Source organism: Acidovorax sp. DW039, from assembly GCF_037101375.1.
Classification (GTDB): Bacteria; Pseudomonadota; Gammaproteobacteria; order Burkholderiales; family Burkholderiaceae_C; genus Acidovorax.
Window position 1 is genome coordinate 3,299,030 of the sequence record NZ_AP029019.1, and the last position, 26,040, is coordinate 3,325,069.

Here is a 26,040-nt window from a genome sequence, read left to right on the forward strand (position 1 = left end):
CAGGCTGCGCTATTCTGTGAAATCGATTGTTACAATCAATCCATCCGTAAAACAAATGAATGAGAACCCCGCGCTTTCCGCCCGCCAGCTCGATGCCTTTGTGGCGCTGGCCGAGCACCGCAGCTTTACCCGCGCCGCCGTGCAATGCCACTTGTCGCAGCCCGCGTTCAGCGCGCTGATCAAGGCGCTGGAGGACGAGCTGGGCGCGCGCCTGTTTGACCGCAGCACACGGCATGTGGATTTGACGCCCGAGGGGGCGAACTTTCTCGAATCGGCCCACCGCATTCGCGCCGAGATGCGCGCCGCCGTGGCGGCCCTGCGCGATGCCGTGACGCTGCAACGCGGCCGCGTGGCCGTGGCGCTGCTGCCATCGCTGGCGGCGGGCTGGCTGCCGCAGGTGCTGGCCAGCTACCAGCAAGCCCACCCCGGCATCGCGGTGGACATTGCCGATGTGCTGTCAGAGCCCTGCATTGACCGCGTGGCCAGCGGCACGGCCGACTTTGCCCTGGCCGCCATCCGCGCCGATACCCCCGCGCTGCAGGCCGAGCCGTTCTGCAGCGATAGCTTTCACCTGGTGTGCCCCGAGCAGCACCCGCTGGCACGGCGCAGAAAGCCGCTGGCGGTGGCCGACCTGGCGGGCTACCCCTTCATCCACCTGGCGCGCACGAGCAGCGTGCGCCAGTACCTGGAGGCCGCGTTTCGCCCGCAGGCCATGCACACGCTGATGGAGGTGGAGCAACTGGCCACCGTCACCGGCATGGTGCGCGCGGGCCTAGGCATCAGCGTGGTGCCAGCGCTCACGCTGTTCCACTTTCAGCAGCCGGGGGTGGTGACACGCCCGCTGCAGTTACCGGGGCTGCAAAGGCAGATCTACCTGGTGCGGCGCAGGGACCAGAGCCTGTCGGTCGCGGCGCAGTCGCTGTACGAACACATGCTGGGGCAGCGGCCCCGAGTGTGAGGGACGGGCAGACTTGTTCGCTGGCTCAACATGCTATTGAATTCATAGCTGCCTGCGCAATTCTGTCAAGCGCCAGAGGCTGATTTTCTTTGAAGCAGCGGGTGCTTCCCGTCCTGCTTTCGAATGGCCCTCCCCAAATCCGCGAAAATCTCGGCCCTTGGAACCCGGTTCCTGCATTTTTGCTTTTGCCTCGATTGCCCCTATTGCCATGACTGACGCCACATCCGCCCCCGCCCTGCCCGACCGCCTCTCGTCTGACCCGCGCAGCCCCCACCACAATGCAGCGGTGTTTGAGCACGACATCGGCATTCGCCTCAACGGCAAAGAGCGTTTTGATGTGCGCGAGTACTGCGTGAGCGAAGGCTGGGTCAAGGTGCCCTCGGGCAAGACGGTGGACCGCAAGGGCCAGCCGGTGCTGATTCAGCTCAAGGGCACAGTCGAAGCCTTCTATCGCTGAGACTGACTCACACAACCCTCCTGGCTTTGTTGTTCCGTCTTCTCGTACCTGATGTACTGCCTGCGACGGAACGCCTAGCCAGAACCGCTTCGCTGGGTTGTGTGAGCCACTCCAAGAACAGCCCACTCAGTCCTTACCCCTGATGACCCCTGCGTCCCCCGCTACAGCGCCTGCGCCTCAACCATGGGTCATCCACTGCGACGGCAGTGCGCAGCCCAACCCGGGGCGCATGGGCTTGGGGGCCACACTGCGGGCCCCCGATGGGGTGCTGCACACCTTGTCGCAACACCCCAGCACCAGCGGTTGCAACAACGAGGCCGAAGCGCTGGCCCTGCTGGCCGCGCTGCAACAGGCCCATGCCCTGGGCGCACGCCATGCGCAGGTGTTCAGCGACAGCACGATTCTGGTAGAGCAACTTGCGCCCGCCCACGCTGGCACACCGCAAGCGCTGCCCCCCAAGCCACCACCACAGCGCATCGCGCCGCTGCTGGCCGATGCCCGCGCCTGGCTGGCGCGCTTTGACAGCGTGCAACTGCAGTGGATTCCGCGCCACCGCAACACCGCTGCCGATGCACTGGCCCGCGCCGCGCTTGGCATGCCGCCCAAGCCTGCGGCATTGCCCAAAGGGCGTGTCATCAAACGCAAGCGCAAGCCTTAATGCAGTGAGGCACGGAGGCAGTGAGCCCATGACACCAGCGAGCCCGCGTGTCATGGCAATGTCATCAGCACGTCACAGTCTTTACATTTGGCTAAACATCTCATGCATACTCGTTGGCTTTGCAGCGTGGCCGACCAGGCGTGGCCCGTGGCCAGTCTGCAATCCAGTGTGTATTCCATTCCGGAGGGAGATGAAAACCATGCAAGCTCATGCACGCCTTGGGGCGGTTTTGTCGGGTGTCGCCCTGGCGCTGAGCGCCGCCCAGGCCCAGACGCCCAATGCGGTCCAGGCCCGCGCAGCAGCGGCCAGCCCGGCCCCCAACTTTGCCAGCAGCCCGCGCGAAAAGCTGGTGGTGGCCATGCCCAAAACCTACGCCAAGGCAGAAACCATGCTGCTGTGGGGCGACTACTTCAACCACCTGGCACGCTGCGGCAACCTGGACCTGCAAAACCTGCAGGGTGAATCGCTGGAGCGCAGCACCAATATCGACCTGCTGGGCGAGAAGGAGTTGATTGAAGGCATCACCACCGGCAAGGTGCAGCTCGCACAGGTCAACCCCGGTCTGGTGCCTCAGCTGGTGGCCGCAGGCCAGCCTGCCCCATTTGCGGTGCCGGGCAACAAGGCATCCGGCAAGCGCAACTCCTACAACCTCATCCTGATTGCGCGGGTGGACAGCCCCTACAAAGAGCCCAAGGACCTGATCGGCAAGAAGATTGCCCACTCCACGCCCACCTCCAACTCGGGCAACTTGGCACCCCGCGCGCTGTTCCCGGCCATTGGGCTGGTGCCAGACAAGAACTACGAGGTGGTGTTCTCCAACGGGCACGAGCGATCGGTGACGGGCGTGATGCACGGTTTTTACCCCGCAGCGGCCGTGGCCAGCGACCTGTACCAGCGCATGGTGCTCAAGGGCGATGTGAAGGGATCGAGCATTCGCACCCTGTGGGAGAGCCCGCCCTTCATGACCGAGACGTGGACGCTTGGCAAATCCACACCGCCCGACGTGCAGACCCGCGTGCAGAAGTGCTCTTACGCTTACAGCTTCTCGCCCAAGCTCAAGCAACTGCTGCCGGGCAACGACACCATGCTGCCCATCAACTTCGAGCGTGACTTTGCGACGGTGATGGAGGTCTACAAAAAGACCCAGGCAGCCCAGGCCGAGGCCAAGCCTGCAGCAGCCAAGTAAAAGGCAGCAGCGCAAGGGGGAACGCAGGGGGCCTGATCCACTAGTCCCCGCTTTCCAGGCGCATCAGGCCGATGCTGGTGCGCCCGGTAGGGCCGCCACCACCACAAAGGGCGGCAGACGCATCAAGATCAAGTGCGCCCCTCCAGCAAGAAGGGCAAGGCGGCAGCCAGCAAGGTGTCAGGGGCCTCTTCTGCAATGTAGTGGCCGCAGGGCAAGGCCCGGCCCTGCACGTTGCTGGCCACGCGCTGCCATTCCACCAGGGGTTGGAAGCATTGGTGCACCACACCTTGCTCGCCCCACAGCACCAACAAAGGCATGCCAAGCTGGCGACCGGCATCGCGGTCGGCACGGTCGTGTTCCAGGTCGATGCCAGCAGCCGCACGGTAGTCCTCGCACATGCCGTGGGCCGCGCCGGGCAGGGACAGGCAACGCGTGTACTCGGCCAGCGCCCGGGCATCAAAGGGTGCCAGGCCCGCACTGCGGCGGCCCATCACATCGCGCAGGTAGGCTGCCGGGTCGGTCTCGATCAGGCGCTCGGGCAAGGGTGCGGGTTGAATCAAAAAGAACCAGTGCCAATACGCGCGGGCAAAGGCGTTGCTGGTCTGCTCGTACATGGCCAGCGTGGGGGCAATGTCCAGCAGCACCAGGCGCTGCACGGCCTGGGGGTGGTCTGCCGCCAACCGATGCGCCACACGGGCACCCCGGTCATGCGCCAGCACAGCAAAGCGGGCGTGGCCCAGGTGCTGCATCACGGCATGCATATCGGCGGCCATGGTGCGCTTGCTGTAGTTGCTGTGCTCCGCGTCACCAGCGGGTTTGGCAGAGTCTCCGTAGCCACGCAGATCGGCCAGCACCAGCGTGAAGTGCTGCGCCAGGGTGGGAGCCACCTTGTGCCAGATGGCGCTGGTTTGGGGGTGGCCGTGCAACAGCAGCAGCGGCGGGCCGTCACCGCCCACCAGGGCATGGATGTAATGGCCATCAGGCGTAGGGATGCGGTGCGGGGCAAAGCCGGGAAACAGGGCGTTGGGCATGGGCGATGGGTTCAAGCAGTGAGAGCACCATGGTACGAGCCAACGCCCCCAGGGAGCGACACGGTAGCGACACATCGGTGAGGACGACGAACCACAGGAGACTACCTGGCGACCATGGGTCTCTCATAAGGTCCCACAGCCCCGGCACGCTGGTCAGCCTTGGGCACCATGGTCCAGATCCGGCTTGCGCCAGGGGTCCACATGCGTCATGAGGTTGAGCACCCGGTGGCGCTGCATCACACGCTGGCGGGCCAGCACCGCAATGTCGTGCCCTGCTTCAACGGTGATGGTGGCATCCACCTCCAGATGCGCATCGACCACCACCATGTCACCCATCTTGCGGGTGCGCACGTCGTGCACCCCGGCCACACCAGGGGTGTCGAGCAGGGTCTGGCGGATGGCCTTGACTTCTTCATCGTCCACGGCGCGGTCCATCAGGTCGTGCAGGGCATCCCAGCCAAACTCCCAGCCCATCTTGCCGACCATGAAGCCCACGATCAGCGCAGCTATCGGATCAAGAATGGGGTACCCGGCCAGGTTGCCCGCAATGCCAATGCCCACCACCAGAGACGAGGCCGCATCCGAGCGCGCATGCCATGCATTGGCCACCAGCATGCTCGACTTGACCCGCTTGGCCACGGCCAGCATGTAGCGAAACAGCAGCTCTTTGCCCACCAGCGCGCCGGCAGCCACCCACAGGGCCACGGCATGCACCTGGGGCACGGTGTCGGGGTTCTCCAGCTTCATCACGGCAGACCACACCATGCCCGCGCCCACAGCAAGCAGCAGCCCCCCCAGCACCAGCGATGCGGCCGTCTCAAACCGCTGATGTCCATACGGGTGATCTTCGTCCGCATCCTTTTGAGAGTGGTGGTTGGCGACCAGCACCACAAAATCGGCCACCAGGTCCGACAACGAATGAATACCGTCTGCAATCAGGCCCTGCGACTTGGACAACACACCCACCACAATCTGCACTGTGCTGAGCACCAGATTGACCACCACGCTGACCCAGGTGCTGCGCGATGCAGCAGCGGCGCGCTCCTGAGGCGTGTGCTGGGTGTCTTCGCTGTCGTCCAGTTCGTTGAAATTCATGGTGCGGATCTGTGGGGTGCTGGAATGAAGTCACGGAGCCGCCTCAACCTGCCGCTTTTCGTCCAGCGGGGGCACGCTCACCCAAAGCCTACCCCTAAAGGCTTAAGGAAAGATTGAGGTAGTTTCAGTTTGGCAACAATTTGCCGATAACACCGGTATGCAAGTCTCCAGTGCCACCTCCGCCAGCAGTGCTTCCAGCAGCGCCTCGTCATCCAGCGAAATTGCCAAGCTGCAAAAGCAGTTGCGCACCTTGACCAATGAGCTGAAGGAAACTGCGTCATCCGAGATGGATGCCAAGGCCAAAAAGCAGAAGGTTCAGGCGTTGCAGTCGCAAATTCAGATGGTGCAGGCCCAGATTGCCGCCATTCAGCGGCAAAACCAGCAAGAGCAGATCGAAAAGCAAAAGCAGGCTGAAGCCACCAAGGCACAGCAGGCTGCCCAAGCGCAAGCCAAACAGAATGGCGGTCAGCGAGCCCAGGAACGCGACAAAACCACCTTGGGCAGCAGGCTGGACACATTCGCCTGAGCGCCCTCCTCTCTGCCCGCCTGGCCTGCCTTCGGCCGCTCTGGATCACCCGTCCTTGCGGGTGGGCACATCACTCCGCAGTCGCCGCAGCGGCAGCCACCAGCTTTTGGGTGTACGGGTGCTGGGGCTGCTGCAGCACGGCGTCCACCGAGCCCCGCTCCAGCACCGCGCCGTCTTTCATCACCAGCACATGGTGGGCCATGGCGCGGATCACGTCCACGTCGTGGGTGATGAGGATGTAGCTCAGCCCCTTGTCACGCTGCAGGCGCTGCAACAGGGCCAGCACCTGCTGCTGAATGGTCACATCGAGCGCGCTGGTGGGCTCGTCCAGCACCAGTACCTGGGGCTGCACGATGAGCGCGCGGGCCACGGCCAGCCGCTGGCGCTGGCCGCCCGAGAACTCATGCGGGTAACGTGCGAGCAGGCCGGGGAACTGGGCCTCGGTCAGCCCGACTTCAGCCAAGGCCGCTTCCACGCGGTTGCGGCGCTCGACAGCGGGCAGACCAGGCTCATGCACCAGCAGGCCTTCGCCCACGATCTCTTCCACCGTGAGGCGGGGCGACAGCGATGAGAACGGGTCTTGAAACACCACCTGCACCTGTCTGCGCAGGGCCTGGTTGGCCGGGGTGTTGCGCGTAGCGGGTTGCTGCCAGGCCTGGCCATTGACCGCCAGCTCGCCGCTGGAAGGCAGCAGGCCCAGCACCGCCTGCGCCAGCGTGGATTTGCCCGAGCCGGATTCGCCCACGATGCCCAGCGTCTGCCCGGGCAGCAGCTGCAGGTCTGCCCCCTGCACGGCCACAAATTCGCCTTTTTTGAACCAGCCGCGCACACCGGGCAACGGCGTGGGGTACACCACGCGCAGCTGGCGCGCCTGCACCACGGGAGCGGTGTCTGCCGGCGGGTCGGCTTCGACCACATCGCGCCGGGGCTGGCTGGCCAGCAGGCGCTGGGTGTAGGCATGCTGGGGGTTGGCAAACACATCGGCCACGCGGCCCTGCTCCACCAGCACCCCCTGCTCCATCACCGCCACGCGGTCGGCAAAGCGGCGCACCAGGTTCAGGTCGTGCGTGATGAGCAACACGGCCATGCCGGTCTGGCGTTGCAGGTCGCTCAGCAGGTCCAGAATCTGCCCACGCAGCGTTACATCCAGCGCCGTGGTGGGCTCATCGGCCAGCAGCAGCTTTGGCGCACTGGCCAGGGCCATGGCGATCATGGCGCGCTGGCGCTGGCCACCCGAAAGCTGGTGTGGAAAGCTGCCCGCGCGCCGGGCGGGCTCAGGGATGCCGGTTTTTGCTATCAAATCAATAGCTGCCTGCGTACACTCCGCGACCGTCAGGCCCTTTTTGAGCATCAAAATCTCGGCAATCTGCTGCCCGATGGTCATCAAAGGGTTGAGGGCGGTCATGGGCTCTTGGAACACCATGGCGATCTCGCCGCCCCGCACGCCGCGCATCTCCCGCTCGGGAATCTTCAGCAAGTCACGCCCCTGCAGCAGGGCCTGGCCGCTGATGGCGGCATCGCTGACCAATTGCAGCAGGCTCAAGGCCGTGATGGACTTGCCCGAACCAGACTCGCCCACCAGGGCGAGCTTTTCACCCGGGGCTATGTCAAAGTTCACACCACGCACCACTTCTTTGGTGCCAAAGCGAACGCGCAGGTCTGCCACCTGCAGCAGAGGTTGTGGGTTGGGCTGCGACATCACTTGTCTGCCTTTCTGGGGTCCAGCGCATCGCGCAGGGCATCGCCCATGAATGTCAAAAGCAGCAGGGTCACCACCAGCACAGCAAAGGTGGACAGCGAAATCCACCACGCATCGATGCTGTTCTTGCCCTGGCTCAGCAATTCACCCAGGCTGGGGGTGCCGGGCGGCACGCCCAGGCCCAAAAAGTCGAGCGAGGTGAGCGCAAGAATGGCCCCGCTCATGCGAAACGGCAGGAACGTGACCACCGGCGTGAGGCTGTTGGGCAGAATGTGGCGCCAGATGATTTGCGTGTTGCTCACGCCCAGGGCGCGTGCAGCCTTCACATAGTCCAGCTGGCGGTTGCGCAGGAACTCGGCCCGCACATAGTCCGACAGGCCCATCCAGCCAAACAGACTCAGCAAAATCAGCAGCAATGCAATGCTGGGCGCAAACACGGCGCTGAAGATGATGAGCAAATACAACTCGGGCATGGAGCCCCAGATTTCAATGAAACGCTGAAAGGCCAGATCCGTCTTGCCCCCAAAAAACCCCTGGATGGCGCCTGTGACCATGCCCAGCAGCACCCCGGTGGCCGTGAGCGCCAGGCCAAACAGCACGCTTACCCGAAAACCATAGAGCAACTGCGCCAGCAGGTCGCGCCCCCGGTCATCTGTGCCTAGCCAGTTGTCTGCCGTGGGGGCCGAGGGGTTGGGCGACTTGGCAAAGTAGTTCAGCGTGTTGGGGCCATACCGGTTGAGGGTGTACAACGCCCAGTTGCTGCCTGCGGACAGGCGCTCTTGAATGAAAGGATCGAGGTAATCCGTGGGGGTCTCAAAGTCGCCACCAAAGGTTTTCTCGGGGTAGTCCTTGAGCATGGGGAAATACGTTTGCCCCTCGTAGCGCACGATGAGCGGCTTGTCGTTGCTGACCAGCTCGGCACACAAGCTGACCAGCACCAGGGCGCAAAACACCCACAGGCTCCAGTAGCCCTGCCGGTTGCGCTTGAAGCGCAGCCAGGCGCGGCGGGAGGGGGATAGCGAAGCTGGCGCAGAAGATGGGGTGGCGGAAGGCTTCATTGGAAGAGTCGCACGCATCAATCAAACTTCACGCGCGGGTCTACCCACACGTAGCACAGGTCGCTCACCAGCTTGGTCACCAGACCGATCAGCGTGAACAAATACAGCGTGCCCAGCACCACGGGGTAGTCGCGGCGGATCACGCTCTCGTAGCTGAGCAGGCCCAGGCCGTCGAGCGAGTACAAGGTTTCAATGAGCAGCGAACCGGTGAAGAACGCACCAATGAAGGCCGCCGGAAAGCCGGTGATGATGGGAATGAGCGCATTGCGGAACACGTGCTTCCACAGCACCTGCCGGTCGCTCAGGCCCTTGGCGCGGGCCGTGAGCACGTATTGCTTGCGGATCTCTTCCAAAAAAGCGTTCTTGGTGAGCATGGTGGTGACGGCAAAGCTGCCCAGCACCATGGACGTGATGGGCAGCGCAATGTGCCAGAGGTAATCCGTCACCTTGCCCCACAGCGACAGTTCTTCCCAGTTGGCGGAGGTGAGCCCGCGCAGCGGAAACCACTGCAGCTGCCCACCAAAGATAACCAGCAGCGCCACGCCCAGCACAAAGCCCGGAATGGCGTAGCCCACCAGCACCAGCAGCGTGGTGACCAGATCAAACCGCGAGCCCGCCCGCACCGCCTTGGCCACGCCCAGCGGCACGGCCACCAGGTAGCTGATGAAGAAGGTCCACAGGCCCAGGCTGATGGAGACGGGCAGCTTCTCCTTCACCAGCGTCCACACATCCTTGTTCTGGAAAAAGCTGCGGCCCAGATCAAAGCGCGCAAACTGGCCCAGCATCTGAAAAAAGCGCTCGTGCGCGGGTTTGTCAAAACCGTACAGCGCCTTGATCTGTTCGAGCCGTTTCGGGTCCACCCCCTGCGCGCCCCGGTAGCCTAGGCCGCCGCCCTCAGCACCTCCACCGCCCGCCAAGCCAGCCTTGGCCTCGGCCATGTACTGCTCCACCGGCCCACCGGGCACAAACTGCACCACCACAAAGGTGAGCAGCAGCACACCCAGCAACGTGGGAAATATCAGCAAAAACCGCTTGAGGATGTAGGCAAACATGGGCTGGTGGGGTAATGACCGTGCTGAGGGTGGTGGGCAGAGTGCGGTGGGGCGAAGAAGTGAAGGAAGCCTACGCTGCGCGGCTTTTCACTTCTTGTCAGGTGCTGTCTGCGGCGGGTTGCGGTACCACCAGGTGTCAATGGCCCAGCCCTCGCCGCTGGCATAGGGTGGCATGGTGTCGGGCCGTGCCAGACGCCAGGCGTTGTAGGCCATGCGGTGGGTGCCTGCCGTCCACTGCGGAATGAGGTAGTGGCTGTGGGCGATGATGCGCTCCAGCGCATGACAGGCAGGCAATAGCTGGGCCTCTGTCTTGGCAGAAGTCATGGCTTTGATCATCGCGTCCACCGCAGGGTTCTTCACGCCGGGGAAGTTGCCGGAGTCTTCCATGTCGGCCGAAGCGCTGCCGAACATGTCGGCAAACTCCTGACCGGGGTTGTTGGTGCCCTGGTAAGCCATGGAGGTGATGTCGAAGTCAAACTTCTGCAGCCGCTGCTGGTACAGGGCAAAGTCCACCGAACGGAACTTGAGCGTGATGCCCAGCTTTTCCAGCGCGCGCATCCACGGGGTCACGGTGCGCACGCCGCCTTCGTTGCTGTCCATGTATTCCAGCACCATGGCCTCGCCCTTGGCATTGCGCAGGGCACCATCGCGCACTTCCCAGCCCGCCTCTTTGAGCAAGGCCTGCGCCCGGCGCAGGTTGGCGCGCAGGGATGAATCGCCATCGGTGCGAGGGGGCACCGTCATGGGGCCAAACGCTGCAGCGGGAATGTTCTTGCGCCAGGGCTCCATCAGCGCCAGTTCTTCGGGCGATGGGGTGCCCCGGGTTTCGCAGGCCGTGTTGCCAAACAGGCCGTTGACCCGCTGGTAGGCACCGTAGAAAAGCTGGCGGTTCATCCACTCATAGTCCACCGCCAGGCCCAGCGCTTCGCGCACGCGCACGTCCTGCAGGAAGGGGCGACGGGTGTTGAGCACGTAGCTCTGAAAGCCGGAGGGCAGCTTGTGCTTGAACTCGCCCTTGACCAGCTCGCCGGTGTCGAACTTCTTGCCGTTCACGCGGCGGGCCCAGTCGCCCGCGCTGAAAAAGCGCATCAGGTCAAACTCGCCCGCCTTCAGCGCCTCCAGCCGTGCAGTGTTGTCCTTGTAGATCTTGACGAGGATGCGGTCAAAGTTGGCCGTGCCCTTGCGCACATTCAAATCACGCGCCCAATACTGCGGGTCGCGTACATAGGTAATGTCCTTGCCAAACTGCACCGGGCCGATCTTGTAGGGGCCGCTGCCAATGGGGGTGTCCGTGACCACCTGGTCGAAAGGCTTGGCCTTGCCGTTTTCCACGCCCCAGTCGCGGCTGAACACGGGCAACCCTCCCACAGTCAACGGCAGCTCCCGGTTGGGTTGCTTGAAGCGGTAGCGCACGGTGCGATCGTTCAGCACATCGACACCGTCCACGTCGGCCAGCAGGGTTTTGTAGGCGGGCGAGGTAAAGGGCCCCACCAGCGTGTCGAAGCTGTGCTTCACATCCTGCGCCAGCACGGGCTTGCCGTTGTGAAAACGTGCCTCGCGGCGCAGCCGAAACGTAGCCGACAGGCCATCTGCAGCCACTTCCACATCTTCGGCCAGCAGGCCGTAGCCGGTGGCCGTTTCGTCCTGCGCCCCCACCAGCAGCGAGTCGAACATCAGCGACGACAGGTAGGCTGGTGCATTGCCTTTGATGGTGAAGGGGTTGTACTTGTCGAACGTGGATACGCGCAGGTTGCTCACCAGACGCAGCTCGCCGCCCTTGGGGGCGGCGGGGTTCACGTAGGCAAAGTGGTCAAACCCCGCCGGGTACCTGGGTTCGCCCCACAGGGCGTAAGCGTGGGCAGCCCAGGCAGGGGCAGCGCATCCCATCAGCAAAAAAGTAAGCCAAAACCGCATGCGACAATTCTGCACTACGTTCATCGGCCATTGCAGCAGGCAGCGCATATCCACATGCACTGCGCCTGCGGGCCCCATCCCCATTCCACAAGGAGAACAAACATGGGTTTTCTGACCGGCAAGAAACTGCTGATCACCGGCGTGCTGTCCAACCGCTCTATCGCCTATGGCATTGCCAAGGCCTGTCATGACCAGGGGGCAGAGCTGGCTTTCAGCTACGTGGGCGAGCGTTTCAAGGATCGGATCACGGAATTCGCTGCCGAGTTCAACTCCAAGCTGGTGTTTGATTGCGACGTGGCCAGCGACGAGCAGATAGAGCGCATGTTCGCCGACCTGTCGCAGGTGTGGCCAAAGTTCGACGGCTTTGTGCACAGCATTGGTTTTGCTCCACGCGAAGCGATTGCAGGCAACTTCCTCGACGGCCTCTCGCGCGAGGGCTTCCGCGTGGCGCACGACATCAGTGCCTACAGCTTCCCCGCGATGGCCAAGGCAGCCCTGCCCTATCTGAATGACAAGGCTTCGCTGCTGACGCTGAGCTATCTGGGCGCGCTGCGCTCCATTCCCAACTACAACACCATGGGCCTGGCCAAGGCCAGCCTGGAAGCATCGGTGCGCTACCTGGCCGAGGCTGTGGGCCGCACGGCCGATGGCCGCAGCATCCGCGCCAACGGCATCAGCGCAGGCCCCATCAAGACCCTGGCCGCCAGCGGCATCAAGGACTTTGGCAAGCTGCTGGGCCGCGTGGCCGATGCCTCGCCCCTGCGCCGCAACGTCACGATTGAAGACGTGGGCAATGTGGCAGCCTTCCTGCTGTCCGATCTGGCCTCAGGCGTGACTGCCGAGATCACCTATGTGGACGGCGGCTTCAGCCAGACTGCAGGCTTGAGCGCTGATCAGGTCTGAACTGATCGCAGCAACTCGGAGTCAGGCAGGTGAATCACCCAAGTGAATCACGACCTGGCGAAACATGAAAAAGGCTTCCAGCGCTTATCAATCAAGCGCTGGAAGCTATTTTTTTAATAGCAAACCCATCATGCAGACCATGCAACGCAGAACCTGTCTGAACTGGCTGGCAGCGGCAGCCACTGTGCCCGGTATCACGGACATCAGCGGCTTGGGACTGGGCCATGCGTGGGCGGCAGACACCCCGCCCCACGCCCCAGCCCTTTTGCTGGCGCAGGTGTACCGGCGCGGCACGCCGCTGGCCGACTACTGGGTGAGTGAAAAGTACGACGGCGTGCGTGGGTACTGGGATGGACAAAGGCTACGCACCCGGCGGGGCGAGGTGGTGCATGCGCCCGACTGGTTTACCGCAGGCTGGCCCGAGATGCCGCTGGAAGGTGAGCTTTGGGCGGGGCGCGGCCAATTCGCACTAGCGCAATCCACCGCCCGCACACAACGGCCAGACGATCAAGCCTGGCGCAAGCTGCAATTCATGGCTTTCGATCTGCCCAGCCACAGCGGCACGTTTGACGAACGCCTCTGCGTTTTGCGCACCACCGTGGAACAGATCAACCACGCGTGGGTGCAAGCTGTTTCGCAACAGCGGGTCAGCAACCATGAAGAGCTGCACGGGCTGCTGCAGCGGGTGGTAAGTGAGGGTGGCGAGGGGTTGATGCTGCACCGCGGCAGTTCGCTCTATCAGTCGGGCCGCAGCGACGATCTTCTCAAGTTCAAAACCCATGACGATGCCGAGGCACGGGTGATTGCCCACCTGCCGGGCACCGGAAAATATGCAGGCAAGGTGGGTGCCCTGCTGGTAGAGACACCCTCAGGACAGCGGTTCAAACTGGGCACCGGTCTCAAGGACAGTGACCGAGCCAACCCACCGCCCGTAGGGAGCTGGGTGACCTACCGGTTCAGAGGCGCACACAACGGTGGCGTGCCGCGCTTTGCCAGCTACGTGAGGCCCCATCCGGACATGTGAGTGGCTGCAGGGAGTGCTCTTTACGTGTAGCCCCCACCCTGCCCATAAAAAACCCCCAGGGGTCACCTGAGGGTTGCAATGGACGAACAGGCAGCTCGGGCAAGTGGCAGGCAGGTTATCCGCCCCGCCACCGCGCCGGATTCAGGCCTGCGCTTACAGGGTGCGACCGTAAGGCCCATCGTCACCCAGGTGGACGATGTTGTCAGCCGTGGCACGCGGTTTCGCAGCTTTGGACGGCTTGCCCTCGGCAGCCACGCAGTCGGCATAGAAGCGGACCTGTCCGTTTTCATCTTCCACTTCCACCAGGCCGTGGATATCGGTCTCAAAGCCGGGGCACAGCTTGGCAAATTCGCGAGCGAACTTGAGGTAATCCACGATCTTCTTGTTGAAGACTTCACCAGGGATGAGCAATGGAATGCCCGGTGGGTAAGGCGTGACCAAACCCACGGTGATGCGGCCTTCGAGCTGATCGATCTCCACGCGCTCGGTCTTGCGCTGGGCAATGTGGGCGTAAGCGTCCGAAGGCTTCATGGCGGGCGTGAGGTCCGACAGGTACATCTCGGTCGTCAGGCGGGCAATATCGTACTTGGCGTACATCTCGTGCACGTGCTGGCACAGGTCCTTGAGGCCCATGCGTTCGTAGCGCTTGTGCTGCTGGCAGAACTCGGGAAGGATGCGCCACATCGGCTGGTTCTTCTCGTAGTCGTCCTTGAACTGCTGCAGCGCGGTCAGCAGCGTGTTCCAGCGGCCCTTGGTGATGCCAATGGTGAACATCACGAAGAAGCTGTACAGACCCGTCTTCTCCACCACCACACCATGCTCGGCCAGATATTTGGTGACGATGGACGCTGGGATACCGGTCTTGTCAAATTTGCCGTCCAGGCTCAGGCCGGGCGTGACGATGGTGGACTTGATCGGGTCCAGCATGTTGAAGCCATCGGCCAGCTGTCCAAAGCCGTGCCACTTGCTGCCCTTCTTGCTCTTGGCGTCGCTGCGGATGATCCAGTCTTCGGCGCGACCAATGCCCTCGTCCACCAGCTTGTCGGGCCCCCACACCTTGAACCACCAGTCGTTCTTGCCAAAGTCCTCTTCCACCTGGCGCATAGCGCGACGGAAGTCGAGGGCTTCGAGAATGCTCTCTTCCACCAGCGCGGTGCCGCCGGGGGGCTCCATCATGGCCGCCGCCACATCGCAGCTGGCGATGATGCTGTACTGCGGGCTCGTGGAGGTGTGCATCAGGTAGGCCTCATTGAACAGAGGCCGGTCGAGCTTCACTGTTTGCGAGTCTTGCACCAGCACATGCGATGCCTGGCTGATACCGGCCAGCAGCTTGTGGATGGACTGGGTGGAGTACACCACCGAATGCTTGGGCCGTGCACGCTTCTTGCCCATGGCGTGGTAGGTGCCATAGAACGGGTGGAAGGCGGCGTGGGGCAACCAGGCCTCGTCAAAGTGCAGGTTGTCCACATAGCCATCGAGCATGCCCTTGATGGTTTCAGTGTTGTAGAGCACGCCGTCGTAGGTGCTTTGCGTGAGCGTCAATACGCGGGGCTTGACCTTCTTCGCATCCACGCCCTTGAGCAGCGGGTTGGCCTTGATCTTGGCCTGGATGGCCGAAGGCTCGAACTCGCTTTGGGGAATCGGTCCGATGATGCCGAAATGGTTGCGCGTGGGCTTGAGAAACACCGGCACAGCGCCAGTCATGATGATGCTGTGCAGGATGGACTTGTGGCAGTTGCGGTCTACCACCACCACATCGCCGGGGGCCACGGTGTGGTGCCACACCATCTTGTTGGATGTGGACGTGCCGTTGGTCACAAAGAAGCAGTGGTCGGCATTGAAGATGCGCGCGGCATTGCGTTCGGACTCGCCAATGGCACCGTTGTGGTCCAGCAGCTGGCCCAGCTCTTCCACCGCGTTGCACACGTCGGCGCGGAGCATGTTTTCACCATAGAACTGGTGGTACATCTGACCCACAGGGCTCTTCAAAAATGCCACCCCCCCCGAGTGGCCGGGGCAGTGCCAGCTGTAGGAGCCGTCTTCAGCGTAATCGAGCAGCGCCTTGAAGAACGGGGGCTGCACTCCCTCCAGGTAGCTCTTGGCTTCACGGATGATGTGCTTGGCCACGAACTCGGGGGTGTCCTCGAACATGTGGATGAAGCCATGCAGCTCGCGCAGGATGTCGTTGGGCAGGTGGCGGCTGGTCTTGGTTTCGCCGTGCACATAAATGGGCACCTCTGCGTTCTTGCGGCGCACTTCGCCAATGAAGTTGCGCAGGCTCAGCACGGCGGGGTCCAGGTCGGGGCCTGGGGTGAATTCCTCGTCATCAATCGACAGGATGAACGCGCTGGCACGGCTTTGCTGCTGGGCAAACTGCGAGAGATCGCCATAGCTGGTCACCCCCACGACTTCGAAGCCCTCGGCCTCGATGGCCTGCGCAAGCGCACGAATGCCGAGACCCGATGTGTTCTCGGAACGATAGTCTTCATCGATGATGATGATGGGAAAGCGAAACTTCATGCGCAGCCTCCGTGAAACCGTGCCCTGCCCGGCCAAAAAACAAAAGAGGCGCGAAGTGTACGGAATAACGGTGTCTGGCCTTTGAAGCGCAAGCCTTTTGCCACAGAATGTGGCGCACTACAGACATCCAGCATCATCAGGCAAGCGCACACCTGCGCAACAAGGAGGCCCAGCATGGAGGAATCCACCCTTTGGTGGCTTTTGAGCGGAGCCATCGTGGTGGCAGAGCTGCTCACCGGTACGTTCTATCTGCTGATGCTGGCGCTGGGCACCGCAGCTGCCGCGCTGGCCGCCCATCTTGGCGCGGGCCTGGCTCTGCAGATCGTGACTGCTGCCATCACGGGCGGCGCAGCCGTAGTGGCCTTGCACACGCTCAGGCGCAAACGGCCCGGAGACCCCTCTGCAAGAGCAGACCGCAGCGTGAACCTGGACGTGGGCGAAACCGTGCTGATAGAAAACTGGAACGCTGACGGCACCGCCACCATCAAATACCGCGGCGCACAGTGGACAGCCATCCATCGGCCCGGGATTCAACCCTCCACTGGCATGCACCGGGTAGCCGAACTGGTAGGCAACCGCCTGCTGGTAGACCCCGTATAGACGCTTTATTGCGCTCTCCACCTCCCCATTTCAACGACTTCAACAAGGCCTGCCATGGAAATCGCCATCGTCATCCTCGTCATCGCCGTCATCTTTGTCGCCCGCTCCGTCAAAGTAGTGCCCCAGCAGCACGCGTGGGTCAAGGAGCGTCTGGGCAAATACGCAGGCACGCTCACCCCCGGCCTCAACTTCCTGGTCCCTTTTGTGGACCGTGTGGCCTACAAGCACAGCCTCAAGGAAATCCCGCTCGACGTACCCAGCCAGGTTTGCATCACCCGCGACAACACGCAACTGCAGGTGGATGGCATCCTGTACTTTCAGGTCACAGACCCCATGCGCGCCAGCTACGGCTCCAGCAACTACATCATGGCGGTCACGCAGCTGGCGCAGACATCGCTGCGCTCTGTCATCGGCAAGCTGGAGCTGGACAAGACCTTTGAAGAGCGCGACATCATCAACGCACAGGTAGTGCAAGCCATTGACGAGGCCGCACTGAACTGGGGTGTGAAGGTGTTGCGCTATGAGATCAAAGACCTGACTCCTCCAAAGGAAATCCTGCACGCCATGCAACAGCAAATTACGGCAGAACGCGAGAAGCGCGCCTTGATTGCAGCCTCGGAAGGTCGTCGTCAGGAACAGATCAACATCGCCACCGGCGAGCGCGAGGCCTTCATTGCCCGCTCAGAAGGCGAAAAACAGGCAGCCATCAACAAGGCCCTCGGCGAGGCAGAGTCCATCCGCGCCGTGGCACAGGCCACTGCTGAGGCCATCGAACGCGTGGCCACCGCCATCCGCCAGCCCGGAGGGCAGGAGGCCGTGCAACTGAAGGTGGCCGAAAAAGCCGTGGACGCTTACAGCCAGGTGGCATCTGACGCGAGCACCACCCTGATCGTGCCCAGCAACATGACCGAAGTGTCAGCGCTGATTGGCTCAGCCATGAAGATGGTGCAGACCAGCCAGCGCAGTTAGCCCCAATCCCTCTCACCAAAAAACGAAAGAAAACCCATTTATTTGGTCAAAGCAGCAAAACCAATGCTATAGTAGCGGGCTTCGGAGAGGTGGATGAGCGGTTTAAGTCGCACGCCTGGAAAGCGTGTGTGGGCTAATCCCCACCGCGGGTTCGAATCCCGCCCTCTCCGCCAAACGCAAACCCAAGTGATGAAAATCACTTGGGTTTTTTGCTTTTTGCAGCCATATCGCACAGGCGAATTCCATCATAACCAGGGATTCCAGACATTCAACCGGCTGCGGATGCAGAGAAAACGTTGATGATGAGAACGCCCGCAAGAATGAATCCGATCCCGACCAGTGCAGGCAAATCCAGCACCTGCCCATGGATCAGCCACCCCAGCAATGAAATCAGGACAATTCCGACACCCGACCACAACGCGTAAGCAATGCCAGTGGGTACGGCATTCAGGGTGAGTGAGAGAAAATAAAACGCACAGGCGTAGCCGACCACCGTCAAGATGCTGGGCCCCAGCCGGGTGAACCCCACAGAGCTTTTGAGGGCCGTGGTGGCGATGATTTCGGAGATGATGGCAATCGCCAGAAAGCAATAGCTCATGTTCATGCGGTGGACTGTATCTTGAAGTCTGATGAGACCTCACCGTCCAAGCCCACGAGCAGCGCAGGGCGCATTCCGCACGCCCTCTCTGGTATTCTCGAAACTGTCACAACTTCGGGTTACACCTATGAATGGTTGTTCTTGTTGGATCTCAATCCACTTTTGAACGACCAGTCAGCTCAGTCCCCTCTGCTGCTGCCTGGTCTCCCATGGTAGGCAGCAGTCTTCGCTGCTGGTTCTCTGCGCGAAGCTCTTCCAGTTTTGAATCAGGTTTTGAGTGCACTGTGAGCCTTGATGGCTCGCAGAGGCATCAGGCCGCCCTCTTCCACTCTGTCGTTCCAGAAGGCGGAAGAATTTTCAGCGCTTTCACATGCTCTGTTCATTCAACATTGAAATGCGGGACTTCTCTCCTCGCAATCCCGCGCTCCACCCTCGCACATCAGGAAGCTCCATTGCAAAAGCAATCATGACATTGCTGCTTCTGGGAGGATCATGGCTGATGGGCCCAGCCCATGCACAGACTCCTCCCGCGACTGCAGTCGCTGAGGAACAGGAAACCTTCGTTTTACACGGTCAAGCCACGTACATCTGGCAGCGCAAACCCGCCTTTGCGGCCGCTTACTCCGGCGAGAACAGCCTGCAAGCCGAGCGGGCGAAGAGCTATTCGTTCACCAGCACCTTGGATATCGGCATGCGATGGGGCGAAGGCGCTGAGCTGCACTTCAACCCCGAGGTATCGCAAGGCGTCCCCTTCTCCACGCTGCACGGCTTGGGCGGACTCTCTAACGGAGAGCTGGCCAAATCCTCCAGCACGAACCCCACTTTCTACCGGGCACGGGCTTTCGTGCGCCAGACATGGGGACTCGGGGGCGGCAAAGAGTCACTGGAATCAGATTTCAACCAACTGGCTCGGCAAATAGATGCTGAGCGCATCGTTCTGACGGCAGGCAACTTCAGCGTTCTGGACGTGTTTGACCAAAACCCCTATGGATCAGACCCACGAACCCAGTTCATGAACTGGTCTTCGTTAACCCATGGGTCTTTTGACTACGCGGCAGATGCCCGGGGATACAGTTGGGGAGCATCTTTGGAGTACACAGGCAATGACTGGTCCCTGCGCCTGGGCAGGTTCCTTCAACCCAAGGAATCCAACGGCCCCAAGCTGGACTCGCGCATCTTCAAGCATTACGGCGACATGCTCGAGCTGGAAAAGCGCTACACGCTTGCAGACCGTCCAGGCAAAGCCCGATTGCTCTTGTGGCGCAACAAAGCCCGCATGGGTGCATTTGCGGATGCTCAGGCACTGGGGCAAGCCAACGGCAATGCACCGGATGTGGCGGCTGTGCGGCGAGAACATGACAAAGCGGGAGTTGGCTTGACCCTGCTCCAGGAGGTCAGTGATTCCGCGGGTGTATTCGTGAGAATCAACCAGTCGGACGATAAAACAGAAACCTATGCCTTTACCGAAATTGGAAGGCAACTAGCGATGGGAGGAACGCTCAAAGGCAAGTCATGGGGAAGACCTGATGACGAAGCAGGGATAGCCTGGGCAGACAACCGACTGCGCTCTGGCCATAAAGCCTACTTGGCAGCAGGTGGCAAAGGGGCCTTTCTGGGAGACGGTGCTTTAAGGTATGGCCCAGAGCAGGTGCTAGAGATCTACTACAGCGCTCAGCTGTCGAAGTTTCTGAGCCTCAGCCCAGACTTCCAGTACATCCGCAACCCCGGCTACAACCGGGATAGGGGACCTGTGAAGTTTTATGGATTGAGGCTGCACGCAGAATTTTGAAGCAGCGCTAACGAGCGCTGGCCTATCGCAGCCGCAGCGGGGTCGGGGTCAGAACCCAGCCAGCCCACTGGACCAGAGTGGGCGTGGACAAAGGTGCCCTGTCTTAAAATCCATGGCTTTACTCCCTGTCCCCCACGGGCTGCCCAGCTGCGGCCTTCTGTACGAACACACCATCCATGAGCACGCCCCTGCAACAACCTGGCCTTGAAAGCCTGTCCAAGTCCTTCGAACCTGCCGAACTCGAAGCCCATTGGAGCCCTGAATGGGAAAAACGCGGTTACGGTGCGGCCGGGTTCCGGGGGACTGGAGCCCCCCAGGCTGGTGAAGCTTCTTTCTCCATCCAGCTGCCGCCGCCCAACGTGACGGGCACGCTGCACATGGGCCATGCGTTCAACCAGACGATCATGGACAGCCTCACGCGCTACCACCGCATGAAGGGCTTCAACACCGTCTGGGTGCCCGGCACCGACCACGCGGGCATCGCCACGCAGATCGTGGTGGAGCGCCAGCTGCAAGAGCGAGGCATCAGCCGCTACGACATGGGCCCCACCCCGCCCGAGGCGCGCAAGAACTTCGTGAGCAAGGTGTGGGAGTGGAAGGAAAAGTCCGGCAACACCATCACCACGCAGATGCGCCGCATGGGCGACAGCGTGGACTGGAGCCGCGAATACTTCACCATGGACGACAAGCTCAGCGCTGTGGTGACCGACACCTTCGTGAAGCTGTACGAACAAGGCCTGATCTACCGCGGCAAGCGCCTGGTGAACTGGGACCCGAAGCTGCAGTCCGCGGTGTCCGACCTGGAAGTCGAGAACGAAGAAAAAGATGGCTCGCTGTGGCACATCGCCTACCCGCTGGCCGATGGCTCTGGCAGCCTGACGGTGGCCACCACCCGCCCCGAGACCATGCTGGGCGACGTGGCGCTGATGGTGCACCCCGAGGATGCGCGCTACACGCACCTCATCGGCAAGATGGTCAACCTGCCACTGTGCGACCGCCAGATCCCGGTGATCGCCGATGAGTACGTGGACAAGGAATTCGGCACGGGCGTGGTGAAGGTGACGCCTGCGCACGACCAGAACGACTATGCCGTGGGCCAGCGCCACAAGCTGCCCATGATCGTGGTGCTGACGCTACAAGCCACCATCAACGAGAACGCGCCCGCCAAGTACCAGGGCATGGACCGCTTCGTGGCCCGCAAGGCCGTGGTGGCGGACCTCGAAGCCATCGGCGCGCTGGTCGAGGTGAAGAAGCACAAGCTCATGGTGCCGATCTGCACCCGCACCGGCCAGGTGATCGAGCCCATGCTGACCGACCAGTGGTTTGTCGCCATGAGCAAGGTGTCCGAGCAGGACCCCACCGGCAAGAGCATTGCGCAAAAAGCCATCGATGCCGTGGCCAGCGGCGATGTGAAGTTCGTGCCCGAGAACTGGGTCAACACTTACAACCAGTGGATGAACAACATCCAGGACTGGTGCATCAGCCGCCAGCTGTGGTGGGGCCACCAAATCCCGGCGTGGTACGACGAAGACGGCAACGTGATCGTGGCCCGCACCGAAGCCGAGGCGCAGGCCAAGGCACCGGGCAAAAAGCTGCGCCGCGACGAAGACGTGCTGGACACCTGGTACTCGTCCGCACTCGTGCCCTTCAGCACCATGGGCTGGCCGAACCAAGGCACCGCGGACACCGACGACTTCAACCTATACCTGCCCAGCACAGTGCTGGTCACGGGCTACGACATCATCTTCTTCTGGGTCGCCCGGATGATCATGATGACCACGCACTTCACCGGCCGCGTGCCGTTCAAGCACGTGTACATCCACGGCCTGGTGCGCGACGCGCAGGGCAAGAAGATGTCCAAGTCCGAGGGCAACGTGCTCGACCCCGTGGACCTGATCGACGGCATTGCGCTGGAACCGCTGCTGGACAAGCGCACCACCGGCCTGCGCAAGCCCGAGACCGCGCCCACCGTGCGCAAGAACACACAAAAGGAATTCCCCGAAGGCATCCCGGCCTACGGCGCCGATGCACTGCGCTTTACCTTTGCTGCGCTGGCCAGCCTGGGCCGCAGCATCAACTTCGACAGCAAGCGCTGCGAGGGCTACCGCAACTTCTGCAACAAGCTCTGGAACGCCAGCCGCTTCGTGCTGATGAACTGCGAAGGCCAGGACTGCGGCCTGATGGAGCACACCAAGGCTGACTGCCAGCCCGGCGGCAAGGCCCATGGCTACATGGATTTCAGCCAAGCCGACCGGTGGATCAGCTCGCTGCTCCAGAAGACCGAGGCCGAAGTCGCCAAGGGCTTCGAAGAGTACCGCTTGGACAACGTGGCCAACACGATCTATGACTTCGTGTGGAACGAGTACTGCGACTGGTACCTGGAGATCGCCAAGGTGCAGATCCAGAATGGCACGGAAGCCCAGCAGCGCGCCACGCGCCGCACACTGATCCGCACGCTCGAAGCCATCCTGCGCCTGGCGCACCCCATCATCCCGTTCATCACTGAAGCCCTGTGGCAGGTGGTGGCGCCTGTTGCGGGCCTGAAGGGTGAGTCGGTCAGCATTGCCCGGTACCCCGAGGCGCAGCCCGAGAAGATCGACGAAGGTGCCATCGCCTACATGGGTCGCGTCAAGGGGCTAGTGGACACCTGCCGCGCGCTGCGCGGCGAAATGAATGTGTCGCCCTCCACTCGCCTGCCCTTGTTTGTGGTGGGCGACGCCGATTTCATGCGTGGCGTGGCTCCCGTGCTGCAGGCGCTGGCCAAGCTCAGCGAAGTGAAGGTGTTTGACGACGAAGCGGCCTGGGCCGCTGCTGCGCAGGCGGCACCCGTGGCAGTGGTGGGCGAGGCACGCATGTGCCTGTTCATGGAGATCGACGTGGCCGCCGAGAAGGCCCGCCTCTCCAAAGAGATCGCCCGCATCGAAGGCGAGATCGCCAAGGCCAACGGCAAGCTCTCCAACGAGGCGTTCGTGGCCAAGGCCCCCGCCGCAGTGCTGGAGCAGGAGAAAAAGCGGGTGGCCGACTTCACAGCTACCCTCGGCAGATTGCGCGATCAGCTGACACGGCTGGGTTAAGCCATCGGCCATACTCGGCTCTTACCCCTGCAGAGGGTTCGTTGTGCCGTGGTGCGTGACGGACCACATTTATCTTGACAAAGAAGTCCTGAAGGAACATCCATGACTGTTGCCACAACCGTCCGTAAAGCTGTTTTTCCTGTTGCTGGCCTGGGCACGCGTTTTTTGCCCGCTACCAAGGCGTCTCCCAAAGAAATGCTGCCAGTGGTGGACAAGCCGCTCATCCAGTACGCGGTGGAAGAGGCCTACGCGGCAGGCATACGCCACATGATCTTCGTTACCGGGCGCAGCAAAAGGGCGATTGAAGACCACTTTGATACCGCCTACGAGCTTGAATCTGAACTGGAAACGGCAGGCAAGGAAGAACTGCTGGAACTGGTGCGCTCGGTGCAACCCGATGACATGGACTGCGCCTTTGTGCGCCAGCCCCGCTCCCTGGGCCTGGGCCATGCCGTGCTGTGTGCTGAACCGCTCGTAGGCAACGAACCCTTTGCCGTGCTGCTGGCCGATGACCTGATGGTGGGTCCCGAAGGCGGGCAACCCGTGCTGGCACAGATGGTGACGGCCTTCCGTCAGCAAGGTCGCTCCGTGATTGCCGTGCAGGAAGTGCCTGAGGACCAAGTGCACAAATACGGCATCGTGGCGGGTGAGCCCGCTGGTGGCCCACTGATCCGCATCGACCGCATCGTCGAAAAACCCAAGGCCGACGTAGCCCCCTCACGCATGGGTGTGGCAGGCCGCTACATCCTCACGCCTGGGGTGTTTGAAGAAATCCGCCACCAGCCCCGGGGCGTAGGGGGTGAAATCCAGCTGACCGACGGTATCGCACGCCTGATGAAAAATGAAGCGGTGTACGCCTTCCAGTACCAAGGCAAGCGCTATGACTGCGGTAGCAAGGAAGGTTTTTTGCAGGCCACAGTGGAACTGGCCCTGAAGCATCCCCAGGTGGGAGACTCGTTCCGCGAATACTTGCAGGGTCTGTCGCTCTGATTGGTATGGGGACTGGAGGCCGACGCATGCCTCCATCTCGAATAATCACCGTACCCGCCATCCCAAGAGCCATTACTTCGATCCCTGTTCGCAGAGCTTGCAGGGATCGGGGACGTTAACGACGGCGCAGCACGTGGATGAACTCTTCACCCACCGTTTGCTGCTCTACCAGCTCGTTACCCGTCTGCCGGGCAAAGGCCTGAAAGTCGCGCAGCGATCCAACATCTGTCGCGAACACCTTCAGCAGCTGGCCGCTGGCCATGTCGGCCAAGGCTTTTTTGGCCTTCAGGATGGGCAAGGGGCAGTTCAGGCCCCGGGTATCAATTTCTTTGTGAATTTCCATGGTCAATCCTTGGGTGGCAAACCCAGCCCGCGGCGGCGCTCGGCGTTTTCTTCTTCCGTGAAGAAAACCGGCTCATGGCCTCGGCTGCGCAGCCAATCAGCCAATGCATACCCTGTACCGGCAGGCCAGCATTTCAGTTTTTCCAGATCATAGAGGCGATAGTCCACCAACTCGGGGGACAACCGCACTTCGCCCTGCGCCACCACATGGTAGGCAATGATGACCTGGTTCATGCGCAAAAACTCATAGGCCCCCACCAGCGTGGTGGAGCGCACATCCAGATTCGTTTCCTCCTTGACCTCCCGCGCGATGCCCTCCTGCGGAGATTCCCCAGCCTCCATGAAGCCCGTGATCAGGGCAAACATCTTCTCAGGCCAGGCGGCATTGCGGGCAAGCAGTACCTTGCCGCCAATTTCGACAATGGCGGCCAAAACCGGCGTGGGGTTGTTCCAGTGCGTCCAGCCACAGGCGGGGCACCGCAAGCGCGCCTTGTCACCACCATCCTCTGCCTGGGTAATCCACTGCAGCGGTGTGCCGCAGTGGGTGCAGTATCGAACTTCGTAATGCGTCATAGCGCTTCCAAATTAATAGCTGCTTCCGCTTTATAGACGGGTGCTACAGGCACATTGAGCACAAACAAGCCCCACACGCTGCGGCAATGCAGAGGGAGCGCAAAAGGTCCATCCCTCAGGCAGGGAACACGCCGGTAGAGAGGTAACGATCCCCACGATCACACACCACGAACACGATGGTGGCGTTCTGCTCGCGCGCCGCAATCTGTTGGGCTACCCAGCAAGCACCTGCGGCGGAGATACCGGCAAAAATGCCTTCTTCACGCGCAAGTCGGCGGCACATTTCCTCCGCGTCATCCTGGCTGACGTACACCAATTCATCCACCGTGCGGGGATCGTAAATCTTGGGCAGATATTCCTGAGGCCACTTCCGGATACCCGGAATACGCGAGCCTTCCTGCGGCTGCGCACCCACGATCTGGATGCCAGGGTTCTTTTCCTTCAGGAAGCGAGAGACACCCGTGATGGTGCCCGTCGTGCCCATGGCACTGACAAAGTGGGTGATGCGCCCACCCGTCTGCTCCCAGATTTCGGGCCCTGTGGTTTCGTAATGGATGCGTGGATTGTCTGCATTGCCAAACTGGTCCAGCACCCTGCCCTCGCCCCGCTTTTGCATGGCCTCGGCCAAGTCACGGGCATGTTCCATGCCGCCGCTCTTGGGGGTCAGCACCAGCTCGGCACCAAAGGCCTTCATGGTCTGTGCGCGCTCGATGGACAGATCCTCAGGCATCACCAGCACCATGCGGTAGCCCTTGATGGCCGCCGCCATGGCCAGCGCAATGCCCGTGTTGCCGGAGGTTGCCTCAATCAAGGTGTCTCCGGGACGGATATCGCCCCGCTCTTCGGCACGCCGAATCATCGACAAGGCGGGCCGGTCTTTCACCGACCCGGCCGGGTTGTTACCTTCCAGCTTGCCCAACACCACGTTGCCTCGGGCGGAGTTGTCTTGGGCACCAATGCGCTGCAACGCGACCAGTGGCGTATTGCCAACCGCTTGTTCGATAGTTTGATAATTCATGGTCAC

The 26,040-nt window shown here is 61.9% G+C and carries 23 protein-coding genes and 1 tRNA gene; 13 read left to right on the plus strand and 11 right to left on the minus strand.

The features are described from left to right. Positions 1 to 55: 55 nt before the first annotated feature. The 4 genes from AACH87_RS14765 (at position 56) to AACH87_RS14780 (ending at position 3,259) form a co-directional block, all read left to right on the plus strand. Positions 56 to 958, plus strand: a complete 903-nt coding sequence (locus AACH87_RS14765) for a LysR family transcriptional regulator (RefSeq protein ID WP_338795236.1) — start codon at positions 56 to 58, stop codon at positions 956 to 958. 208 nt (positions 959 to 1,166) lie between these two features. Further along, positions 1,167 to 1,415 (plus strand): DUF3297 family protein, encoded by a 249-nt coding sequence (locus tag AACH87_RS14770; RefSeq protein WP_338795237.1) that lies wholly within the window; start codon positions 1,167 to 1,169, stop codon positions 1,413 to 1,415. 142 nt (positions 1,416 to 1,557) lie between these two features. Further along, on the plus strand, positions 1,558 to 2,073 hold the full coding sequence (locus AACH87_RS14775; RefSeq protein ID WP_338795239.1) for a reverse transcriptase-like protein: 516 nt from the start codon (positions 1,558 to 1,560) through the stop codon (positions 2,071 to 2,073). Positions 2,074 to 2,272: 199 nt separating this feature from the next. Further along, positions 2,273 to 3,259: a PhnD/SsuA/transferrin family substrate-binding protein gene (locus tag AACH87_RS14780; RefSeq protein ID WP_338795240.1), complete on the plus strand. Its 987-nt coding sequence runs from the start codon at positions 2,273 to 2,275 to the stop codon at positions 3,257 to 3,259. Positions 3,260 to 3,387: 128 nt separating this feature from the next. Here the strand turns inward: AACH87_RS14780 and AACH87_RS14785 are convergent, their stop codons facing one another. Both AACH87_RS14785 and AACH87_RS14790 read right to left on the minus strand, forming a co-directional pair. Further along, positions 3,388 to 4,290, minus strand: coding sequence for an alpha/beta hydrolase (locus AACH87_RS14785; RefSeq protein WP_338795241.1), 903 nt, complete (start codon positions 4,288 to 4,290; stop codon positions 3,388 to 3,390). Positions 4,291 to 4,443: 153 nt separating this feature from the next. Next, positions 4,444 to 5,385 carry a cation diffusion facilitator family transporter gene (locus AACH87_RS14790; protein ID WP_338795243.1) on the minus strand — a complete coding sequence of 314 codons (942 nt, stop codon included), beginning with the start codon at positions 5,383 to 5,385 and terminating at the stop codon, positions 4,444 to 4,446. 157 nt (positions 5,386 to 5,542) lie between these two features. Between AACH87_RS14790 and AACH87_RS14795 the strand changes: the two genes are divergently transcribed. Beyond that, complete coding sequence (locus tag AACH87_RS14795; protein ID WP_338795245.1) at positions 5,543 to 5,911, plus strand: FlxA-like family protein; 369 nt, start codon at positions 5,543 to 5,545, stop codon at positions 5,909 to 5,911. A 70-nt stretch (positions 5,912 to 5,981) separates the two neighbouring features. On the opposite strand, the gene AACH87_RS14800 is transcribed toward AACH87_RS14795, so the two are convergent. The 4 genes from AACH87_RS14800 to AACH87_RS14815 all read right to left on the minus strand — a co-directional run bounded on the left by AACH87_RS14800 (position 5,982) and on the right by AACH87_RS14815 (position 11,634). Next, positions 5,982 to 7,610, minus strand: a complete 1,629-nt coding sequence (locus AACH87_RS14800; RefSeq protein WP_338795246.1) for a dipeptide ABC transporter ATP-binding protein — start codon at positions 7,608 to 7,610, stop codon at positions 5,982 to 5,984. Continuing rightward, complete coding sequence (locus tag AACH87_RS14805; RefSeq protein WP_338795247.1) at positions 7,610 to 8,668, minus strand: ABC transporter permease; 1,059 nt, start codon at positions 8,666 to 8,668, stop codon at positions 7,610 to 7,612. Before AACH87_RS14805 ends, AACH87_RS14800 begins: the two co-directional genes overlap by 1 nt. 17 nt (positions 8,669 to 8,685) lie before the next feature. Beyond that, positions 8,686 to 9,720, minus strand: a complete 1,035-nt coding sequence (locus AACH87_RS14810; protein WP_338795248.1) for an ABC transporter permease subunit — start codon at positions 9,718 to 9,720, stop codon at positions 8,686 to 8,688. A gap of 87 nt (positions 9,721 to 9,807) precedes the next feature. Continuing rightward, entirely contained in the window at positions 9,808 to 11,634 is a 1,827-nt protein-coding gene (locus tag AACH87_RS14815; protein ID WP_338795250.1) for an extracellular solute-binding protein, read from the minus strand. Between the two features lie 102 nt (positions 11,635 to 11,736). Between AACH87_RS14815 and fabI the strand changes: the two genes are divergently transcribed. Both fabI and AACH87_RS14825 read left to right on the plus strand, forming a co-directional pair. Next, positions 11,737 to 12,537 carry an enoyl-ACP reductase FabI gene (gene fabI, locus AACH87_RS14820; protein ID WP_338795251.1) on the plus strand — a complete coding sequence of 267 codons (801 nt, stop codon included), beginning with the start codon at positions 11,737 to 11,739 and terminating at the stop codon, positions 12,535 to 12,537. Positions 12,538 to 12,676: 139 nt separating this feature from the next. Further along, positions 12,677 to 13,561: a DNA ligase gene (locus tag AACH87_RS14825; RefSeq protein ID WP_338795252.1), complete on the plus strand. Its 885-nt coding sequence runs from the start codon at positions 12,677 to 12,679 to the stop codon at positions 13,559 to 13,561. A gap of 153 nt (positions 13,562 to 13,714) precedes the next feature. Here the strand turns inward: AACH87_RS14825 and AACH87_RS14830 are convergent, their stop codons facing one another. Further along, entirely contained in the window at positions 13,715 to 16,081 is a 2,367-nt protein-coding gene (locus AACH87_RS14830; protein ID WP_338795253.1) for an arginine/lysine/ornithine decarboxylase, read from the minus strand. A 174-nt stretch (positions 16,082 to 16,255) separates the two neighbouring features. On the opposite strand from AACH87_RS14830, the gene AACH87_RS14835 reads away from it, so the two are divergent. The 3 genes from AACH87_RS14835 (at position 16,256) to AACH87_RS14845 (ending at position 17,823) form a co-directional block, all read left to right on the plus strand. Beyond that, on the plus strand, positions 16,256 to 16,681 hold the full coding sequence (locus tag AACH87_RS14835) for an NfeD family protein (RefSeq protein WP_338795254.1): 426 nt from the start codon (positions 16,256 to 16,258) through the stop codon (positions 16,679 to 16,681). A 54-nt stretch (positions 16,682 to 16,735) separates the two neighbouring features. Beyond that, positions 16,736 to 17,650, plus strand: a complete 915-nt coding sequence (locus AACH87_RS14840) for a stomatin-like protein (protein ID WP_338795255.1) — start codon at positions 16,736 to 16,738, stop codon at positions 17,648 to 17,650. Positions 17,651 to 17,733: 83 nt separating this feature from the next. Further along, positions 17,734 to 17,823: transfer RNA gene (locus AACH87_RS14845), tRNA-Ser, on the plus strand. A gap of 95 nt (positions 17,824 to 17,918) precedes the next feature. Here the strand turns inward: AACH87_RS14845 and AACH87_RS14850 are convergent. Further along, a complete protein-coding gene (locus AACH87_RS14850; RefSeq protein WP_338798975.1) occupies positions 17,919 to 18,248 on the minus strand; it encodes an SMR family transporter in 330 nt (109 codons plus the stop codon). Between the two features lie 499 nt (positions 18,249 to 18,747). Between AACH87_RS14850 and AACH87_RS14855 the strand changes: the two genes are divergently transcribed. From AACH87_RS14855 to galU, 3 genes are all read left to right on the plus strand, one after another. After that, positions 18,748 to 20,037 carry a carbohydrate porin gene (locus AACH87_RS14855; protein ID WP_338798976.1) on the plus strand — a complete coding sequence of 430 codons (1,290 nt, stop codon included), beginning with the start codon at positions 18,748 to 18,750 and terminating at the stop codon, positions 20,035 to 20,037. Between the two features lie 176 nt (positions 20,038 to 20,213). Further along, positions 20,214 to 23,111, plus strand: coding sequence for a valine--tRNA ligase (locus AACH87_RS14860; RefSeq protein WP_338795256.1), 2,898 nt, complete (start codon positions 20,214 to 20,216; stop codon positions 23,109 to 23,111). Positions 23,112 to 23,213: 102 nt separating this feature from the next. Beyond that, complete coding sequence (gene galU / locus AACH87_RS14865; protein ID WP_338795257.1) at positions 23,214 to 24,101, plus strand: UTP--glucose-1-phosphate uridylyltransferase GalU; 888 nt, start codon at positions 23,214 to 23,216, stop codon at positions 24,099 to 24,101. A gap of 115 nt (positions 24,102 to 24,216) precedes the next feature. Here galU and AACH87_RS14870 read toward each other — a convergent pair whose 3' ends face one another. The 3 genes from AACH87_RS14870 to cysM all read right to left on the minus strand — a co-directional run bounded on the left by AACH87_RS14870 (position 24,217) and on the right by cysM (position 26,034). After that, positions 24,217 to 24,444, minus strand: a complete 228-nt coding sequence (locus tag AACH87_RS14870; protein ID WP_338795258.1) for a sulfurtransferase TusA family protein — start codon at positions 24,442 to 24,444, stop codon at positions 24,217 to 24,219. Between the two features lie 2 nt (positions 24,445 to 24,446). Further along, positions 24,447 to 25,016: an NUDIX domain-containing protein gene (locus AACH87_RS14875; protein WP_338795259.1), complete on the minus strand. Its 570-nt coding sequence runs from the start codon at positions 25,014 to 25,016 to the stop codon at positions 24,447 to 24,449. Between the two features lie 115 nt (positions 25,017 to 25,131). Continuing rightward, positions 25,132 to 26,034 carry a cysteine synthase CysM gene (gene cysM, locus AACH87_RS14880; RefSeq protein ID WP_338795260.1) on the minus strand — a complete coding sequence of 301 codons (903 nt, stop codon included), beginning with the start codon at positions 26,032 to 26,034 and terminating at the stop codon, positions 25,132 to 25,134. Positions 26,035 to 26,040: the final 6 nt, after the last annotated feature.

Excerpts from the sequence above, each read along its gene's own strand:
- fabI (WP_338795251.1), top strand. The coding sequence starts at position 11,737 with ATGGGTTTTCTGACCGGCAAGAAACTGCTGATCACCGGCGTGCTGTCC.
- AACH87_RS14800 (WP_338795246.1), bottom strand. The coding sequence starts at position 7,610 with ATGTCGCAGCCCAACCCACAACCTCTGCTGCAGGTGGCAGACCTGCGC.
- AACH87_RS14775 (WP_338795239.1), top strand. The coding sequence starts at position 1,558 with ATGACCCCTGCGTCCCCCGCTACAGCGCCTGCGCCTCAACCATGGGTC.
- AACH87_RS14785 (WP_338795241.1), bottom strand. The coding sequence starts at position 4,290 with ATGCCCAACGCCCTGTTTCCCGGCTTTGCCCCGCACCGCATCCCTACG.
- AACH87_RS14870 (WP_338795258.1), bottom strand. The coding sequence starts at position 24,444 with ATGGAAATTCACAAAGAAATTGATACCCGGGGCCTGAACTGCCCCTTG.
- AACH87_RS14860 (WP_338795256.1), top strand. The coding sequence starts at position 20,214 with ATGAGCACGCCCCTGCAACAACCTGGCCTTGAAAGCCTGTCCAAGTCC.
- AACH87_RS14875 (WP_338795259.1), bottom strand. The coding sequence starts at position 25,016 with ATGACGCATTACGAAGTTCGATACTGCACCCACTGCGGCACACCGCTG.
- AACH87_RS14795 (WP_338795245.1), top strand. The coding sequence starts at position 5,543 with ATGCAAGTCTCCAGTGCCACCTCCGCCAGCAGTGCTTCCAGCAGCGCC.
- AACH87_RS14825 (WP_338795252.1), top strand. The coding sequence starts at position 12,677 with ATGCAACGCAGAACCTGTCTGAACTGGCTGGCAGCGGCAGCCACTGTG.
- AACH87_RS14780 (WP_338795240.1), top strand. The coding sequence starts at position 2,273 with ATGCAAGCTCATGCACGCCTTGGGGCGGTTTTGTCGGGTGTCGCCCTG.
- AACH87_RS14810 (WP_338795248.1), bottom strand. The coding sequence starts at position 9,720 with ATGTTTGCCTACATCCTCAAGCGGTTTTTGCTGATATTTCCCACGTTG.
- AACH87_RS14790 (WP_338795243.1), bottom strand. The coding sequence starts at position 5,385 with ATGAATTTCAACGAACTGGACGACAGCGAAGACACCCAGCACACGCCT.
- AACH87_RS14840 (WP_338795255.1), top strand. The coding sequence starts at position 16,736 with ATGGAAATCGCCATCGTCATCCTCGTCATCGCCGTCATCTTTGTCGCC.
- AACH87_RS14770 (WP_338795237.1), top strand. The coding sequence starts at position 1,167 with ATGACTGACGCCACATCCGCCCCCGCCCTGCCCGACCGCCTCTCGTCT.
- AACH87_RS14855 (WP_338798976.1), top strand. The coding sequence starts at position 18,748 with ATGGGCCCAGCCCATGCACAGACTCCTCCCGCGACTGCAGTCGCTGAG.
- AACH87_RS14830 (WP_338795253.1), bottom strand. The coding sequence starts at position 16,081 with ATGAAGTTTCGCTTTCCCATCATCATCATCGATGAAGACTATCGTTCC.
- AACH87_RS14850 (WP_338798975.1), bottom strand. The coding sequence starts at position 18,248 with ATGAGCTATTGCTTTCTGGCGATTGCCATCATCTCCGAAATCATCGCC.
- AACH87_RS14805 (WP_338795247.1), bottom strand. The coding sequence starts at position 8,668 with ATGAAGCCTTCCGCCACCCCATCTTCTGCGCCAGCTTCGCTATCCCCC.
- galU (WP_338795257.1), top strand. The coding sequence starts at position 23,214 with ATGACTGTTGCCACAACCGTCCGTAAAGCTGTTTTTCCTGTTGCTGGC.
- AACH87_RS14815 (WP_338795250.1), bottom strand. The coding sequence starts at position 11,634 with ATGCGGTTTTGGCTTACTTTTTTGCTGATGGGATGCGCTGCCCCTGCC.
- AACH87_RS14765 (WP_338795236.1), top strand. The coding sequence starts at position 56 with ATGAATGAGAACCCCGCGCTTTCCGCCCGCCAGCTCGATGCCTTTGTG.
- AACH87_RS14835 (WP_338795254.1), top strand. The coding sequence starts at position 16,256 with ATGGAGGAATCCACCCTTTGGTGGCTTTTGAGCGGAGCCATCGTGGTG.
- cysM (WP_338795260.1), bottom strand. The coding sequence starts at position 26,034 with ATGAATTATCAAACTATCGAACAAGCGGTTGGCAATACGCCACTGGTC.